Source organism: Afipia sp. DC4300-2b1 (assembly GCF_049895725.1).
GTDB classification, from domain to species: Bacteria; Pseudomonadota; Alphaproteobacteria; order Rhizobiales; family Xanthobacteraceae; genus Afipia; species Afipia broomeae.
Genome location: NZ_JAFCSX010000002.1, coordinates 1 through 16474, shown reverse-complemented (window position 1 = coordinate 16474; position 16474 = coordinate 1). Strand labels below are relative to the sequence as shown.

16 protein-coding genes are annotated in these 16474 nt (G+C 61.3%); 10 read left to right on the top strand and 6 right to left on the bottom strand.

The features are described 5' to 3' along the window. The first annotated feature begins 45 nt into the window (after positions 1–45). The gene (locus tag ACP7AL_RS06715) at positions 46–2322 is read left to right on the top strand and encodes a heavy metal translocating P-type ATPase (RefSeq protein ID WP_425990060.1); all 2277 of its coding nucleotides are present in this window, start codon (positions 46–48) and stop codon (positions 2320–2322) included. After that, entirely contained in the window at positions 2319–2519 is a 201-nt protein-coding gene (gene ccoS / locus ACP7AL_RS06710; RefSeq protein WP_006021866.1) for a cbb3-type cytochrome oxidase assembly protein CcoS, read from the top strand. The genes ACP7AL_RS06715 and ccoS overlap by 4 nt, the downstream gene beginning before the upstream one ends. Before the next feature lie 97 nt (positions 2520–2616). Here ccoS and ACP7AL_RS06705 read toward each other — a convergent pair whose 3' ends face one another. After that, positions 2617–3813 (bottom strand): peptidase M15, encoded by a 1197-nt coding sequence (locus ACP7AL_RS06705; RefSeq protein WP_425991630.1) that lies wholly within the window; start codon positions 3811–3813, stop codon positions 2617–2619. A gap of 268 nt (positions 3814–4081) precedes the next feature. On the opposite strand from ACP7AL_RS06705, the gene ACP7AL_RS06700 reads away from it, so the two are divergent. Then, positions 4082–5632, top strand: coding sequence for a L,D-transpeptidase (locus ACP7AL_RS06700; protein WP_425990057.1), 1551 nt, complete (start codon positions 4082–4084; stop codon positions 5630–5632). Between the two features lie 397 nt (positions 5633–6029). On the opposite strand, the gene ACP7AL_RS06695 is transcribed toward ACP7AL_RS06700, so the two are convergent. From ACP7AL_RS06695 to traA, 4 genes are all read right to left on the bottom strand, one after another. Next, on the bottom strand, positions 6030–6296 hold the full coding sequence (locus ACP7AL_RS06695) for a helix-turn-helix domain-containing protein (protein WP_041750973.1): 267 nt from the start codon (positions 6294–6296) through the stop codon (positions 6030–6032). 131 nt (positions 6297–6427) lie between these two features. Beyond that, positions 6428–6760, bottom strand: a complete 333-nt coding sequence (locus ACP7AL_RS06690; RefSeq protein ID WP_041750972.1) for a hypothetical protein — start codon at positions 6758–6760, stop codon at positions 6428–6430. A gap of 202 nt (positions 6761–6962) precedes the next feature. Beyond that, positions 6963–7178, bottom strand: a complete 216-nt coding sequence (locus ACP7AL_RS06685; protein WP_012046229.1) for a helix-turn-helix transcriptional regulator — start codon at positions 7176–7178, stop codon at positions 6963–6965. Positions 7179–7307: 129 nt separating this feature from the next. Next, positions 7308–10256, bottom strand: coding sequence for a Ti-type conjugative transfer relaxase TraA (traA, locus tag ACP7AL_RS06680; protein ID WP_012046228.1), 2949 nt, complete (start codon positions 10254–10256; stop codon positions 7308–7310). Positions 10257–10427: 171 nt separating this feature from the next. Between traA and ACP7AL_RS06675 the strand changes: the two genes are divergently transcribed. From ACP7AL_RS06675 to ACP7AL_RS06665, 3 genes are read left to right on the top strand one after another with little or no spacing between them, the layout of a single operon-like run. After that, the gene (locus ACP7AL_RS06675; RefSeq protein ID WP_063996990.1) at positions 10428–10754 is read left to right on the top strand and encodes a conjugal transfer protein TraD; all 327 of its coding nucleotides are present in this window, start codon (positions 10428–10430) and stop codon (positions 10752–10754) included. A 1-nt stretch (position 10755) separates the two neighbouring features. Beyond that, positions 10756–11022, top strand: a complete 267-nt coding sequence (locus tag ACP7AL_RS06670) for a conjugal transfer protein TraD (protein ID WP_041750971.1) — start codon at positions 10756–10758, stop codon at positions 11020–11022. Continuing rightward, the gene (locus ACP7AL_RS06665) at positions 11019–11234 is read left to right on the top strand and encodes a hypothetical protein (protein WP_148221526.1); all 216 of its coding nucleotides are present in this window, start codon (positions 11019–11021) and stop codon (positions 11232–11234) included. The genes ACP7AL_RS06670 and ACP7AL_RS06665 overlap by 4 nt, the downstream gene beginning before the upstream one ends. 232 nt (positions 11235–11466) lie before the next feature. Here the strand turns inward: ACP7AL_RS06665 and ACP7AL_RS06660 are convergent, their stop codons facing one another. Beyond that, a complete protein-coding gene (locus ACP7AL_RS06660; RefSeq protein ID WP_012046226.1) occupies positions 11467–12207 on the bottom strand; it encodes a GntR family transcriptional regulator in 741 nt (246 codons plus the stop codon). A gap of 401 nt (positions 12208–12608) precedes the next feature. Here ACP7AL_RS06660 and ACP7AL_RS06655 point away from each other — a divergent pair, with 401 nt between their 5' ends. The 4 genes from ACP7AL_RS06655 to phnC all read left to right on the top strand — a co-directional run bounded on the left by ACP7AL_RS06655 (position 12609) and on the right by phnC (position 16387). Further along, complete coding sequence (locus ACP7AL_RS06655; protein ID WP_012046225.1) at positions 12609–13499, top strand: phytanoyl-CoA dioxygenase family protein; 891 nt, start codon at positions 12609–12611, stop codon at positions 13497–13499. A 307-nt stretch (positions 13500–13806) separates the two neighbouring features. Continuing rightward, on the top strand, positions 13807–14685 hold the full coding sequence (locus ACP7AL_RS06650; protein ID WP_012046223.1) for a phosphate/phosphite/phosphonate ABC transporter substrate-binding protein: 879 nt from the start codon (positions 13807–13809) through the stop codon (positions 14683–14685). Between the two features lies 1 nt (position 14686). Further along, entirely contained in the window at positions 14687–15556 is an 870-nt protein-coding gene (gene phnE, locus ACP7AL_RS06645) for a phosphonate ABC transporter, permease protein PhnE (protein WP_012046222.1), read from the top strand. 15 nt (positions 15557–15571) lie between these two features. Then, entirely contained in the window at positions 15572–16387 is an 816-nt protein-coding gene (gene phnC / locus ACP7AL_RS06640) for a phosphonate ABC transporter ATP-binding protein (RefSeq protein ID WP_230646637.1), read from the top strand. Positions 16388–16474: the final 87 nt, after the last annotated feature.

Sequence of the window (16474 nt, the reverse complement as noted above, 5' to 3'; positions counted from 1 at the left end):
TAGCCGCCGCGAAGGCCGCGCTACGGCGCGGAGATGGAGTAGCCGATGAGTTGCTGCGCACCCGGCGCCGAACTCGCTCTTGCGATAACCAATCCGCATATCGCGGATGACGAACTGCTGCTCGCCAGCCATGTTGTCAGCGACGGGATTCGCCAGACAAATCTGTCCATACCTTCGATTCATTGTGGCGGCTGCATCCAGAAGATCGAGACAGCGCTTTGTGCGCTTCCCGGCGTCGAGCAGGCGCGCGTCAATCTGTCGACGAAACGGGTCTCGGTCCGCTGGGAAACCGACAAGCGGCCACCGCCCTTCATCGAGACGCTGGAGAGGATTGGCTATCACGCTCACCTCAACGATCTCGACGCGGAACGCAAGGATGAGACGCTGACGGAGCTGATACGCGCGCTTGCGGTGTCCGGATTCGCAGCAAGCAACATCATGGGACTATCGATCGCGATCTGGGTCGGCGCGGAGCCGGATACCCGCATCATGTTTCATTGGCTGTCCGCGTTGATCGCCTGTCCTGCATTAATTTATTCGGGCCATGTATTCTTCCAGTCCGCCTGGAGCGCGTTGCGTCATGGCCAGACCAATATGGACGTCCCAATTTCCATCGGCGTGCTGCTCGCATTTGGAATGAGCCTCTATGAGACGATCACCCATGGTGTTCATGCCTACTTCGATGCATCCATCTCGCTGCTGTTCTTTCTGCTAATCGGCCGGACGCTCGATCACATGATGCGAGAGCGTGCTCGTGATGCCGTCAATGGGCTTGCTCGCCTTGCCTCGCGCGGAGCGCTTGTCGTTCACGACGACGGCGCGTATACCTATCTGCCCGTAGGCGAAATCCAGCAAGGCATGATCCTCATCCTGCCTGCGGGCGAACGCGTGCCGGTCGATGCTAAAGTGATCAAGGGAACATCGGACATCGATTGCGCCATCGTTACCGGAGAGAGCCGGCCGCAACCGGCCGTTGCAGGCGCAATGCTTTCAGCCGGAACGCTGAACCTGACGGGACCTCTGACCATTGTCGCCACCGCGGCTGCGAAGGACTCATTCCTCGCGGAAATGGTACGAATGATGGAAGCTGCCGAAGCAGGCCGCTCCGTGTATCGCCGTATCGCCGACCGCGCGTCGCGGCTCTACGCCCCCGTCGTGCATCTCACCGCTTTGCTGACACTCATCGGCTGGATGATCGCCGCCGGCGATGCACACCGGGCGATAACCATCGCGATCGCAGTTCTGATCATTACGTGTCCATGCGCGCTTGGTCTTGCCGTTCCCATGGTACAGGTCGTTGCGGCTCGCCGGCTGTTCGAACACGGCATCATGATCAAGGACGGCGGTGCGCTGGAGCGCATGGCCGAGATCGACACCGTGGTTTTCGACAAGACCGGCACACTGACCCTGGATCGCGTGAAACTCGCCAATGGCGAGTCCGTCGATCCAGCTACGCTTGGTATCGCAACGTCGATCGCATCACACTCCCGTCACCCCTATTCACGCGCCATCGCCGCGGCCGGTCGAGACAGCGGTGTTGCGCCATTGGCTGTGACCAGGATTTCCGAAATTCCGGGAGCTGGTCTTGAAGCCCGCATTGGTGAAACACAGTACCGGCTGGGCAGACCCGATTGGGCCCTGACTGATGGATCTGAGCACGACTCGTCCTCCAGTGTCGTATTGTCGGAAAACGGACGGCTGCGAGGCGCATTCCATTTCGATAACGATCTGCGGCCGGACGCTTGCCAGAGCGTTGCCGAGATTTTGTCCCAGGGACACCGCGTCGAGATCATGTCAGGAGATCGCGACGAGCCTGTGCGCCACCTCGCCGCTACGCTCGACGTCGCCTATCTCGCCGGCGTTTCACCTGGTGGCAAGACAGATCACATAGCAGTGCTGACGGCTTCAGGACGGCGCGTGCTGATGATCGGCGACGGCCTCAATGACACACCAGCATTGGCCGCCGCCCACGCTTCCATGGCGCCGGCTTCCGCGGCCGACGTGAGCCGCAATACTGCCGATCTGGTGTTCCTGCACGAAAGCCTGACTGCGGTGCCTCTGGCAATCGGCGTTGCACGCCGCGCAGGACACTTGGTGCGTCAAAACCTCGCTCTCGCAATCGGCTATAATGTGATTGCCGTGCCGATTGCTATTCTCGGCCATGTCACGCCGCTGATTGCCGCCGTGGCGATGTCGGCTTCCTCACTGATTGTGATCGCCAACGCCCTGCGTCTGACGGGCTCGCGCCCTGACAAAAAGCTGCGCGCGGATAATCCCGTCGCCAGCCAGTTGTATGCGCTTCGGGTGGGGGAGGCGCGATGACTGATTTCTTCTACCTGATTCCGATCGCGCTCGCACTTGGAGCCGCAGCGCTCGGAGCTTTCATGTGGTCGCTCAGAAGCGGGCAATATGATGATCTTGCCGGAGCGGCCGAACGTATTCTGTTTGACGAACAGAATGGCCCGGGAAAGGCCACCCCGCCTCCACGAATCGAACACGTGGACCGCGCCGGCAATTGACTGGACAATTCCCGTTCAATCACCTGCCGCACTATTTTGCTAGCGCCCCATGATGTTCGAAAATTGTCGCCAGGGCTTCGTTCCAAGCGGACCCAAGCTAATCAGCTCGATTCAGCTTTGAAGCGACTACAGTTCTCGGGCGTTTCGCGGGGCGTGAGTGGTCGCGCGTGGCAACGCGCTTCACCTTCTTCACGTCGGCCCTTTTCACGTCGCCCTTCTTTACCTCCGCCTTCTTTGCCGTCTTCACCTCCGATGCCGCCTGTTTGGTGCCACGGCTGTGTCTTGCAAATTCCTGGCCATCGACCGGCGCGACATGCGGCGGGTCCCTGCCGAGATACGGGCGCCCGATGCCAAACCCCCTCCCGTTCGCATCAACCCACTTCCAGAGTTTGTCGGAAGAAGTCCATCGCTGATTGCGCGTCCCGCCGTCGACACTCACCACATCAGCCGCGAGCCCATGCCCATAACCGCCGCGCAAGCTGCCGCCATGATACGACCTGTTGCTCGCCGCCTTAAGGCCGCTTGCGATCGACTGACGGTAGTCGTCACGGAATCCGCTGGTGATGCCGGGCGAAAGACCCGCGGCCTCCGCCGCGTGAAGCATATGAAACAATTTCAGCTTGAAGCTCCGGTCCATGCCGCCGATCACATAGTCCTGCATGGACATGCGGACTCGTTCCGCCGCCTTCGGGTCCTTCCATCCGAAATCCTGATCGACCAGCTTGGTGAACGTTCTGGTCACGGTCACCATCTTGCCTCTGCGCTTGACGGTAACACTCCTCCGTTCAGGCACCTTAATGGTGTCTTCCTTGAACGTCCTCTCATAGAGAGCCCACAGATATCGATCGACGCATATTTCCATCACCAGGCACTCATCGACAATTTCGGTGGAGTTCACAGCCTTGTTTGGCCTGCCGATTTGGACGTCCAACGGATCCACGCTCGCGAGTTGCACAGGCGCTGGTTGCGTTAGCGGCACATCCGGCGAATTGATCGAGGCAGCTTTGGCAACCAGGATCTGCCTGTCCAAAGCGATGAGTGCTTCGGCAACTGCGTCTGCAAGTTCGCCCATCGCGGCATCGGTTTGCGCAAGATCGTCATTGAGCACTGAGCGTGGCTGTGATCTACCGGCGGGCTGGTATTCCGTGAAGTGAGAACTGATATCGTCGCGCGGAGCGGCGACGGCTGTTTGGGGTGCTTCTGACCCCGTCGCCAGCAGGCCGACAATCCCGGTCGCAAAAACGGCGGATCGCAACATAGGGGTTTGCATTGAAGGTCGCTGCAGGTTCATCATTCCAGCCTCATCGGAACCGGAGTGCACAGCCAAACATGCGGACGCCCTTGATTGTTCGAGCAAGGTCATGGCCACGCAATGGCCTAACCGGGCGGCTCCCACCCTTTTCCCGGAAGTGTTGCCTGTAAGCAACGGCGTCGGATGGCAGGCCTGCGAGCGCTCGCCGTCCGTTTTTGCGCCAACTTCAACGGCGAGCATGCTTGTTTCTCACGAGTCGGATATGTGAGGTTGGTCACGGCAGCAGACACGCGCTGCAACGGGGAATGGAATGGTGGATCGATTGACGTCGGCGAAATCCACTATGGCGATGCGTCGTTGGGGACCATCCGCCGTGGTGATGTTTGCAGCAATAGCCGCACTGCTGACCCCGACCGCCGACGCCGCAGCGAAACCGGCACGCCGCGCGCAACCTGCCGAGACGGCAGCGCCGCGCGAGGCAGGCGAGCCGATCATGGCAATCGTGTCGATCAAGAGCCAGCAGGTTACGATCTATGACGCCGAGGGCTGGATCCTGCGCGCGCCGGTGTCGACGGGCGTCAAGGAGCGCGAAACGCCCGCTGGCGTCTTCGCCATCGTCCAGAAAAACAAAGACCACCGCTCGAATATGTACGACGATGCCTCGATGCCGAACATGCAGCGCATCACCTGGAACGGCCTCGCATTGCACGGCGGACCGCTGCCCGGCTATGCGGCCTCGCACGGCTGCGTGCGGATGCCTTTCGGTTTTGCTGAGAAGCTGTTCGACATGACCCGAATCGGAATGCGGGTGATCATTTCGCCGGACGATGCTGCCCCAGCCGACTTTTCTCATCCGTCGCTATCGCTATTCGTGCCGAACGCGGAGGTCATCGCAGCTGCTCCGGCAAAGTCCCAGACGCTTTCACGCGAGGCCGCGGACGCCGCCATGGCGGCCGAGGAGGCAAAGAAGACTGCCGCCACAGCCGCCCGAGAATCCGCTCTGCTCGCAACGTCTCTGCGCAAGCTCGAACGGCTCAAGGCGCGGGCCGACGCCGAGCTTGTGTTCGCCGATAAAGCCCTGGCCACCGCCAAGACCGATCAAGCCAGGGCGAAGGCCGAGGACCGCCAACAGAAGGCTGCTGCCAAGGCAGCGGAACTGGCGGCCCGGTTCGACGCCGACAACGCGAACGCCTCATCGAAGCTCGATGCAGCCAGCGCCGCGAAGGAAGCCGCCAAGACGGCTCAGACAAAGAAAGCCGACACAGCAAAAGCGGCTCTCGATGCAAAGCTCGCTGCCGAGCCGGTCTCGATCTACATCAGCCGCGCGACGCGGACTCTTTATGTCCGGCGTAATACGCACAAGCCGGCGCCGGACGGCGGCGGCGAAGTGTTTGATGCGAGCATCGAAGTTCCAATCGCAATCCGCGATCCCGGCAAACCGCTCGGCACGCACGTGCTCACGGCAGTGGCGCGCAACGACGCAGGTCTGCGCTGGACGGCCGTCTCCATCGACAACGGCGATGGCGCAAAAAGCGCACTCGACCGCATCACCATCCCGAAGGAAATTTTGGACCGCGTTGCGCCGACCGCATTGCCGCGATCCTCGATCGTCATTTCAGACGAGCCGCTGAGCGAAGAAACCAACTATCGAACCGAATTTGTCGTCGTGCTGAGCGACCAGCCTCAAGGCGGCTTCATCACGCGCAAGCCAAGCGAGGTTCTGATGGCGGACGACAACGGCTGGGGCAGCGGCCGGCAGGACGACGGCGGCTTCGACGCGTTTTTTCAGCGCAATCCGAATCCGCCACCGCGCCGGGGCGGCGGCCAGTTCTACGTTCCGATGCAACGAGGCTGGTGGTAAGACGCGGCCCGCCGCGCGTTAGCCTGGTTATCCGAAGTTGCGCCGGGACCGGAGACACCTCTCAATGCGCTCTCAACCTCTTGATATGGTTGGTGGGCCCGGCAGCCGCCATATGAAGCTGCTTTTCTTGAGGGGTTTCTTGGTCTTATCAAAATGTTGATTCAACGGGTACCAACAAAGATACCAACAAAGTTGCCAAGGGGAAGAAGATCGGTCCGCCGGCCCTACGTGCAGTCGCCAGCGGCGCTCTGGTCGTCCATCGCGTCCGATCGAACTACGAAGGTAGCTCGATCGCTATCAGTCGGGAAAGTACTTTTTGAAGTTGGTCCGGCACGAGCAGCTTGATTGTCGGTGCCACGGCGGGCTGCAGGTCAATCTTGCATTTAGGCGCTAATATCTAGCGAGGCCCGTGATCGCCCTGGCTCTCATCCGATTCGCTCAGGTGCCGAAGCCGCGCCATAAACGCGGCAAGGTCGGCAGCGTAAAACAACGTCTTTTTGCCGAACTTGACGCGTTTGAGATCACCTCGTTTGACCGCTGCGTACAGCGCAGTGCGGCCGATACTGAGCAACTCAAGTGTCTCGTCGACCGCGTACGCTACTTTCGTAAAACCGAGGGCCGAGGGGTCGATCGGATCAACTCCGGTACTCTTATCGTTGTCCACACTCGACACTGCCTTGTTCGTCGAAACGTGGTCATGGGATCTGCGAGGATGAGCCATGGTACGCATTGTGTCACGCGTCTTGGCGTAGGTGAACAGCCCAAGTCTGCGCTGTGCCACGCTATGGCGTCCGCTCAGCGGGCGGTGAGGCTGTCTGTTTGGCCACAAGCTCGGTCAGCCGGTCGGACAGGGCGCGGTGCCAACCGCGTTGCTCGATGACGAGCGCGATCTCCGCGATGGCCTTTCCTGGCTTCGGCAAGCTCGTGGCGGGTGGATTCCAATGAGCTTCGGCGCTGGCGGTTGAGTCGATTGGTTTCCTGCGAATAGGCGCGCATGACCTCGGCGTCGATCTCCGGCGTCATCATGCGCTCGCGCAGCCCGGTCAGCACGCGGCTTTCCAGCGCCTTGCGGTCCACGGCGCAGGCGTCGTCGCAGCCGTTGCCAAGCACATGGTTGGTGCAGGGCATAGCAGTCCGGATTGGGAGCGCTATCCGCCTTGTCTGCTTGGAGAGCCCAAACCGGGGCGGCGTCAGGCCGTCAAGGCCGAAGCCGCGAAGCGGGGGGCGACAGCGCCAGCCTTTACGGCCTCAGGCCGGTCCGGTTCACTGCTGTCAGCAGCAAAAGGACATGCCGCCGGATGGTCTGGCCGAAGGCAGGCAACCACTGACCTCAGCGGACTTCATCGAACTCGCCTGTCGGACGCCATCCGACAGGATCTGCGATCCAGCGGTTGATGTCGGATTCATGCCAGCCGGTCCCGTTGGTGCTGATTTTGAGCTGAGCCGGGAACGTGCCTTCGGCGATCTTGCGGTAGATGGTGGACCGGGACAGCCCGGTCCGGGAAAGGACAGTTTTCAGACGGATGATACGGTCCGGTTCGCGCATGGCCGCGCGGCCTCCTGCTGGCTGTTTCTGACGGCTGCTGAGACCAGACAGGCTGGCGTTCGAAGACGCGCAAGAGGGGTTTTTCGACTCGTTGGAGCGTGGCGGAGAGACGGCGGAAAATAGGATGGGTCAAATTCCGATGCCTCGGCCGCGGCCAAGGTCGATGCCGTGGGTAAAGGCCAACTCCTGGCCGAGCCGGCGGCCTGATTCGAACGCGATGCCGAGGTCTTTCTTGCGGTTGGCGAGGATGGATTCCATTTGCGGATCGCGTTCGAGGCTTTTGGCCATGTCGCCCATCGTCGAGCGCGTCGCGTTGTAGCCGGACATGTCGCCAGCCTGATATTGACGCTGGCTGGTGTGGTCGAGCTTCTGCCAGCGTTCCACGAAACGGTCGGCGCGGCGGCTCGGATCGGTCCGCAGCTCGGTTTCGAGCTGGAGCGCGCGGATGGCGCGGTTGACCTGGCCGCCAGCCGCCTCGCGGGCGAGTTCCGGATTCTTCTTGTAGGCGGCTTCGGCGTCGTGCGAGCCATAGGGCCGCACCCCCTCGAAGACCTTGCGGGCCTCCTGCAATTCCTTCACCTGTGTCGGGCTGGCCTTGCCGCCCCGCTCATGGATATCGAAGATCGCATCCACGGCTTGGGCATGGCGGAGCAGCGCCTTGGTGCGGGCCTTGCGCAGCGCCGCTTCCAGGTCTTCCACCGACTTCTTTTCCGACGCTTCCAGTTCCAGCCTCCGCGTGCCGTCCGGGCCAGGGACGGCGTGGGGAGACGGCCGCAGGCCGTCGAACATGTTGCGCACTTTCTCCGGCACGATCTTCTTGACAATTTCGGCAACGCGCTCGCCGAAGGTGATGCCGCGCCGCTCGGCATAGCTCTGGACCGGATCGCGCTGCTCGTAATCCAAAGCCATGTCCTTCGACCGGTCGCGCGACAGGGTGCGGGTGAGCCGGTCCCGATTGGCAAAATCGTCGCGGCCATAATGCAGCTCCACGCCGTCGCGGTGTCGTGACAGGGCGACATAGCTGCTATGGGCATCCATGCCCGGTGTCGCCAGCACATGGATGCGGTCCACCGTCATGCCCTGCGCCTTGTGGATGGTCGCCGCATAGCCATGGTCGATGCGGTTGAAATCTTTGAGATCAAAGTGCACGGATCGGCCATCGTCGGTCTGAACGGTGATGGACTGCGCGCTCACCTGTTCGATGGTGCCGAGGGTGCCGTTCTTCACGCCGAGGCCACGTTCGTTTTGCAGGAACATGACGCGATCCCCGCTGGCGAAGCCGCGGTCGCCGCGCTCGACGGTCAAACGCACCTCATTGCCGAGATCACCGGCGGCACGCATCCGCGTCCGCGCAGCCTCGTTGAGCGCGCGCACCTCGTCATTGGTATGGGTGAGGATGATGCAGGCACGGTCCGGCGATGCCTGCCGGTCGCGGTCCCAGCGGTCGATCAGATCGTCGCGCGCCTGCTCGCGTGTTTGGGCCTCATGCACCATGCCGTGAGAGCGATAGGCCTCCAGCGCATGGCCGGTTTTGCCGTTGGCGAGATCACGGGTGGCGTCCTGCTGCCAGTCCTGGCGCTGACGGCGCACCTCGCCGATCTCGGCACCGCCATGGCGTTCATGGATCGAGCGGAAGGCCGCTCCCGCTTCTATTGCTTGCAGCTGTTGCGGATCGCCGACCAGCACGACCTTGGCGCCGGCGTCGGCAGCATGGGACAGTACGCGTTCCAACTGCCGTGTGCCGACCATGCCCGCCTCGTCGATGACAAGCACGTCGCGGATCGTGAGCAGGTCGCGGCCCTGTCCCCAGCCATGTTCCATGCTCGCAATGGTGCGTGACGAGATTCCCGATCCGCCTTCGAGGTTTTCCGCCGCAATGCCAGACAGTGTTACGCCCCGGACCTCGTAGCCCGCTGCTTCCCATGCCTCCCGCGCCACGCCCAGCATCGCGCTCTTTCCCGTTCCGGCATGGCCGACCACGACGCCCAAATCGCGCCCATCCGTGACATGCGACAGCGCATCAGCTTGCTCGCTCGAAAGGACAAGGCCGCGCGCTTCCGCACGCGCCAAAGCCGCTTCGCGATCCGTGTCACGCAACTCATGGCGCTCCCGTTCCGCCATGAGTTCGGCGGCGCGGTGCAGGCGCTGTTCAGCCTCGATCATCTCGCGGGTGGTGAACCGATCCTCGCCGCGAGCGTCATTGCCGAGTTCGACAAGATCTGGAGCGCTACGCATCGCGCCCATGACCTCATTGAACTGGTCGAGACCGTCGCTGTGACGGTGGGCGAACTTCGCTATGTCTCGCTGCGTGAAGGTCGATTGCTGTCGCGTGATCGCGTCCAGCCCGAGGGAAGGATCGGCGATGATCCGCGCGCCATTGCCGCGCGCGATCTCGCGGTGCATCTCGGCGCGGTCGGCCTCGTTTCCTTCGCGCTCGATCCGTTGCGCGGGTGCGCCGATCTGGCTTTGCGGCTCCAGCGCGATCCCCTGCGCCTCGAAGCTGCGATGGTCGATCCGCGCGTCGATGTCGAGTTCCGCCAGCCGCTCATTGGCAAGCCCCGCCCAGCGTTCGCGCCAACGCTCGATCATCTCCGTGCGGTTCCAGTCCCGGACCTTGGGACCAAAGCCATTCTCGTCCATCGCGCGCATGGTCAGCATGACGTGGGCATGGGGTTTGGCCAGACCGTCTTCGCCGATGTCCCAATGCACATTGAGATCGGCAATCATGCCCAAACTTACAAACTCCGCCTGCGCGAAGTCGCGGGCCAGTTCGATGCCTTGAGCTTGCGTCATCTCGCGCGGGATGGCGAATTCGACCTCACGGGCAAGCTGGGCGTCCTTGCGAACCTCGAACGCCTCGACATCGTTCCAGAGCCGTTCACGGTCGCTCCACGCTTCCGGCGCATGTTCAGGCAGCATCACCTCGGAATGAGCGACGCCGCGCTTGCCGGAAAAATCGTGGCTGCGGTCAAGCCGCTCGTCGCGCAGCCGCGAGCCCGAGCGGTAGGCGGCCGACGCCACCGCGCTGGAGCCAGACTTGCGGCCAATGACCTTGACGTGAAGATGATAGATCGCCATCGCGACCGAATCATCTACACGGAGAAGCGCACGTCGGAACGACGTATAAGCGCGCCCTCCTTCGAAAAATTCTCGGGCGGGATTACACCGTCTCAAGCCGTCCCGGTAACCTTACAGCATTACACCGGGCGCTCGACTATCATCACTCCATCAACATTGCTGGAGAACGTGATGCGCAAGCCACGGGATTTCGATGGGGAACTGAAAGCACTTCAGGACAAGGCACGCGACCTCAAGAGCCGCAAGGTGCAGCAGCTCGGCGAAGTGGTCATCGCCACCGGAGCAGATAGCCTCGGCGCCGACGAACTGGCAGGCGCACTGATCATGCTGGCAGAGACGAAGGACACTGCAAGAAAGGAGGCATGGGCAAAACGTGGGGCCGCGTTCTTTCAGGGCCGGGCGCGGCGAACTGCACCGGCAGCTGAGCGCAACACTGGCGGCGCTCCGGCGAAACTGGGCGGCGCGCAACCGTCGCCAGGCAGCAAGGGCTCGGCATGATATGCGCACATGGCAAGTCGAGCGCCGCAAGCGCACGCGGCATCTGATCGAACTCGGCGGGCTCGTCGTGAAAGCTGGACTCATCGACCTGACCGGCGATGATCGCGCTACCATCCTTGGCGCGCTGCTTTGGATGGCAGACAAGCTCAAAAGCGATCAAGGCGCACAGGCGCGCGAGCTATGGGGCGCAAAGGGGAAGCAGGCGTTCGAGGCGGATCCGGCAACACAGAAGGGGACAGATCGAACTGTTTCAGGAGTTCGTCGTTGATGCATGACGATGGGATGTCAGCCGAACGACTGCGTGCCGGGGTAATGTTCGATCATGCAAACGTCGCCGCAGGTTCTCCGACGCAAACTGAACCAAGACGAACCAAAATCGTCCGATCAGAAGGCGTCAAATTGCTTCAAAATGATCTCTTCACACCTGTACATCAGGTCGATGCTTGGCCCGCCATCGCAATTCGCTGGCCGGTGTCGTGAGTGGCGAGTTCCTCTCAGCACATTCCAGAGGTCAGGATCGGCCTCTCCAGCAAACCGAGATTTCAGCCCGAGCGCGAATGCGCCGTAAATCAACGGTTCGAATGCGATAGTACGCAGATGGTGATTGAGCTGGTTGAGAAGACGGAAGGAGGCTCAAGAAGTCCTAAGGGCTATTGTGGCGCGTTCGTCGTGTGTGGCTTTCGCAGTCCGGCATTCTTGCTCCACCGGGCTTCTACAGCGTCATTCTCAATTCCGCGGCTTCACTCCTGAAGCGAGTGATCGACAATTCCATCAATTCCTGGGTTCGCGGATCATTGTTGACGCTGTGGGAATACAAGATCGAGGCCCCGCGGGGCACCCGCAGCATTTTGCAATCGATGCTCGTTGCGCGATCGGCTCCGACGATGGTCTCGATACGTTGAGGACTGACGCCGATCTTCTCGCACATCCATTCGTGGACGGAAGCTCCAGTAAAGCCCTCCATGAGCCACTGCGCATTAAACCCAAACAGCAATTGCCGGATCCAGCAAACGGGCTCGTCGTCCATATACCGAACGGTGGTGACCTCGCCGGTCGGGTCCCTTTGCAGGACGCGGCGACAGATCTGGAGCGAGGTGCGGGACGGGAGATCCGCGGCCGAAATCAATTCCGTTCTGGGGGTAACGCCTGCCGCCAGTGCCGACGCGGTGAAACTCGTATTGAAGGTGATACGATGGTTGAGCCGCTTCTTCGTCACGACACTCCGGGCGCCCCAGGTCGTTGAAATTATGCCCGCCTTGTTCAGCGCTTCGATCGCGCGCCGGATCGTATTCCGGTGCACATTGAACTCGTGCGCCAACGCGCGCTCCGACGGCAGCCGGTCACCCGATTTATAGGCGGCGCGGATACGTCCCTGAAGCTGCCGTGCAATGTGAAGATAGACCCCGCGCTCTTCGTGGTCCGACCGTCGCCGGGCTTGCTGCTGTTCGCTCATGATGACATCGCATCGAAGATGGTTGCTGTCGGGAATAATGCGGCTCGGTTGCGCTAACGTAGACCACTGCGCGGAGAAGATAATTTGTAATGCTTATGTCGCGAAACTGCAGCGGGTTTCGTGTCTGCTGCAGGAGTCTTTCTGCATTCATGACAATCAACACAGCCATACAACTGGTCTAAGCCACTTGTCTAATCGAACAGTCGATCCAGGCAGTATTTTTGCGCAATGGAGCGAATGTCGCACCACCGACACATACTATACACGCCCCTGTCACCGCAGAGAGCTATCAGAACAACGCGGGTTGCCAGCTAGCTTGAGTGGACAAGTGAGCGCTGGAGGGGATTTCGAACGGGGCGGCGTCGCTGATCGCGCCGCCCGTCACCAGGAAGGAGCGGAGCATGTTGACGGATCGTCACGTCGCCGAATATCACACCAAAGGTTTTACCGTCGCCGAGGGGCTCTTTGCCGAACAGGAGATCGGCGAGTTGCGGCGTGTCACTGACGAGTTGATTGTCGAAGCCTCAGCGCTAACAAGTCCGACGCCGACCTTCGAGCTCGAGCCATCCCACACTCCGGAACAACCCGCCGTTCGTCGAATCGAGATGCCGCACAGGCACTTCGACTTCTTCAGGGAGTTCGTGCGACATCCCGCCCTTATCGATAGTCTCCAGAAGCTGATCGGCCCAGACGTACGAGTACACAACTCCAAGATCAACCTGAAGCCGGGCCGGATCGGTTCGCCCGTCGAGTGGCACCAGGATTGGTGCTTTTATCCGCACACCAACGACGCGTTCCTGACGGTGGGCGTGTTCCTGGACGATATCACCAGTGTTAATGGGCCTCTGCTGTGCCTGCCTGGCTCGCACCAAGGCAAGATCTACGATCACCACAACCCTGATACCGGGTACTTCTGCAGCGCGGTCGATCTGGATGCCGATCCTGTGAACGCCACCGGCGCCGAAGAGTGCGTTGGTCCGGCAGGGACCGTGTCGTTCCACCATGTCCGTACAATGCACGCCTCCGGACCAAACATGTCCGCCCAGCCCCGCCGGTTGCTTTTGATTGGATATGCTGCGGCTGACGCGTGGCCGCTGTTGGGCGTGAGGAACTGGGACCAGTATGAAGCGGACATGGTTTGCGGACAATCGACCCGCAACCCGAGGATGGTCGCACTGCCGTGCCCCGTGCCCTTTCCGATGCCGCCCGAAGCGCAAGAACGGTTCAGCCTGTTCGACAACCAGAAGCGGGCGCGGCGCTTGCTCTACGATCGTCCCGCCGAGGTGAATTGAGCGCGCAATCCTTGGGTACAACCGCGCGCGTTTGATTCTTGCGACGTGCGGGTCAGGGCCGATGTCGCCGTCAGTTGCGAAGCCGGATTTGCGCCGCAGGTCGGGCTTACGGCGAATTTTGCGGAAGCAAGTGGAGCGATCTGGGTGTGTCCGCCCCGTTTCTGGAAACGGGGCTTGGATGAAAGAAACTCGGTCCGTGCGGTGCTGGTCGCCGGCGGAGCGCTGTACGTCGAGTTCGCGAGCGAAGGCATCAATCTACAGACCCTTAAGTTAGTCCTTATTCGATCTAGCAATGTGTGGAGACGTTATGAGCATTAACAGACGCAAGTTCCTGGCGACCACTGCGGCAGCGGCTGCGGCCACTTCAGTTTTTCGGCCAGCCATCGCGCAGACCAAGAAGCTTCGGTTCGCGGTTGGGCCGCTTCTGCCCAACCCCGAGGACACGAAAAAGGCGTTCGGACCGGTATTTGCCCACATTGCAAAAGAACTCGGTGCAGATTTCGAGCTGGCGGCGACCACCGATTGGGCCGGGATGGCAGTTGCCATGGGCGGCGGTCAGCTCGATCTGGCGTGGATGGGGCCGTGGGGCTACATCATTGCCAACAATGCGACCGGTTGTCGGGCGGTCGCCACCGCCAAATATGATGAAAAGCCGACTTATCAGGCCATCATCATTGCGCGGCCCGATCTCAAGGTGACGAAATTCCCCGACGATACGAGGGACAAGTCGATTTCCTTTGCCGACGTCGGCTCCACTTCCGGCTGGTTGATCCCGACCTTCTACGCAAAGGAAGTCTGGAAAATCGATCCCAAGGCCTTCTGGAAGTACAGTGACGGGGCCACACACGCGGCCAACGAGATCGCCGTCTCGTCTGGCCAAGTGGACATGGCTACCGACTTCGACCGCAACCGCAATGCAATGATCGCGTCCGGCCGGGTCAAGGAGGACTCAAACAAGATCATCTGGACATCAGACCCGCTGCCCAACGATGCCATCGCGGTACCCGCCAACGCTTCCGCCGAGATGTCGAGCAAAGTGCAGGCCATCCTGACCGCGATCACGGTCGAACAGGCAAAGTTGCTGCTGCCGAACCGGTACACCGGCTTCGTCGCGGCGACCCATGCCTCCTACAGGTCGATCGAAAATGCCGGTATCTCCGTCGGCAAGATCAAGGCAAAGGTGTGAGATGAACGCTACGGGAGCGGGACGTCTCCTCGACGGTGCGATCACTCGTTACGGCGGGATGAAAACCGCTGCAGAAGCGCTGGCGAAGCTCGAAGCCGCGCAACGCACATTCAGCGTTGCGCGAGTCAAAGGCTGGCTGCTCGTTGCGGCCATTGTTGCGTTCTATCTCGTGGCCGCCGATCTCGCACAACTCGACCTCGGCAAGCTCGGCATGGGTCTCCCTAAACTTTGGGACTGGCTGTCGCGGGCCTGGCCGCCGAGGTTCGACGAGCTCCCGCTGTTCCTTTGGCGAACGGCGGAGACGGTCGCGATGGCAGCGATCGGCACAACGCTGGCCACACTGATCGGACTGCCGTTTGCAATCCTTGCGAGCCGCAATATCACGCCTTTACCGTGGCTGTATTTCCCGACGAGATGGTTTCTGAATGCGCTGCGCGGGATCGATTCCTTTGTGTTTGCGCTGTTGTTCGTGGCGGCGGTCGGGCTCGGGCCGTTCGCAGGTGTGCTCGGCATAATGCTTCATACGGCCGGCACGGCCGCCAAGTTCTTCGCCGATCAGATCGAAAGCACCGACCTCGGTCCTCACGATGCGATCCGCGCAACCGGTGCGGGACGGCTTACTGCACTCACATATGGGCTCCTGCCGGATATTCTGCCGCTTCTGCTCTCAACCTCGCTGTTCTGGCTGGAGTTCAATGTCCGCGCCTCCACGGTGTTGGGCGTTGTCGGCGCCGGCGGCATCGGTCAGGAGCTGAAGAACAGCATGGACCTTCTCGACTTCTCCCGGCTCTTCACAATCATAGCGGTCATCCTCATTGTCGTGACGGCGCTGGACTGGCTGTCGGGGTGGCTGCGCAAGAGGCTCGTATGACCAATGGGTGACCCCGTGAACAGGATATCTGCCGATGGGCTCGCCTTTTGCCCGCAACCGGACATTGTCGGCAAGCCGCCGGTACTTTCCGTCGAGAGCTTCTCGAAGAGCTTCGGTGCGCGATCGGCGGTAGAGAATGTAAGCTTCACGTTGATGGAGCATGAGTTCGTTGCGGTTCTGGGGCCGAGCGGCGCCGGTAAAACCACGCTGTTTCGCTGTATCACCGGTTCGGCCAAATCGGACACGGGGCGCATTCGCTTCGGCGGCACCGAGATCGAGCGGCTGACGCCCCGCGATCTACGGCAAATCGCGGTCGTCTTCCAGCAATTCAATCTGGTGCGGCGGCTCACGGCTCTCGACAACGTACTTGCCGGGCGGCTCGGCCATTTACCGACCTGGCGGGGTGTATTCCGCCGTTTCGAACGCGCGGACAAGCTCAAGGCGTTCGAATGCCTGGAGCGTGTCGGCATGCTCGATCACGCACTCCAGCGCGCCGACACGCTTTCGGGCGGACAGCAGCAGCGGGTCGCGATCGCGCGCGCGCTTGCCCAGGAGCCACGGTTGATCGTCGCCGACGAGCCGGTTGCAAGTCTCGACCCCAGTTCGGCTGCCGGGGTCATGCAACTTCTCAAGGACATCGCCCGCGACGAAGGCGTTGCCGTGATTTGCAGCCTGCATCAGGTCGGCTATGCGCGAACCTTCACCGATCGCGTCATCGGTCTTGCGCGCGGCTGCGTTGTCATCGATGCGCCGACGCGGAGCTTGAACGAGGCTGCTTATGACGCGCTCTACGGTTCCGCGTACGCATCCGACGAGCGCCGTCTTGTCTGATGCGGTATATTTCGCGAAGCGTGTGACCTTAAGTCTAGCTTTAAGGTCATCAGGCGATGCGGGTCGAGGTTTTAGGCGGGTTGGAGC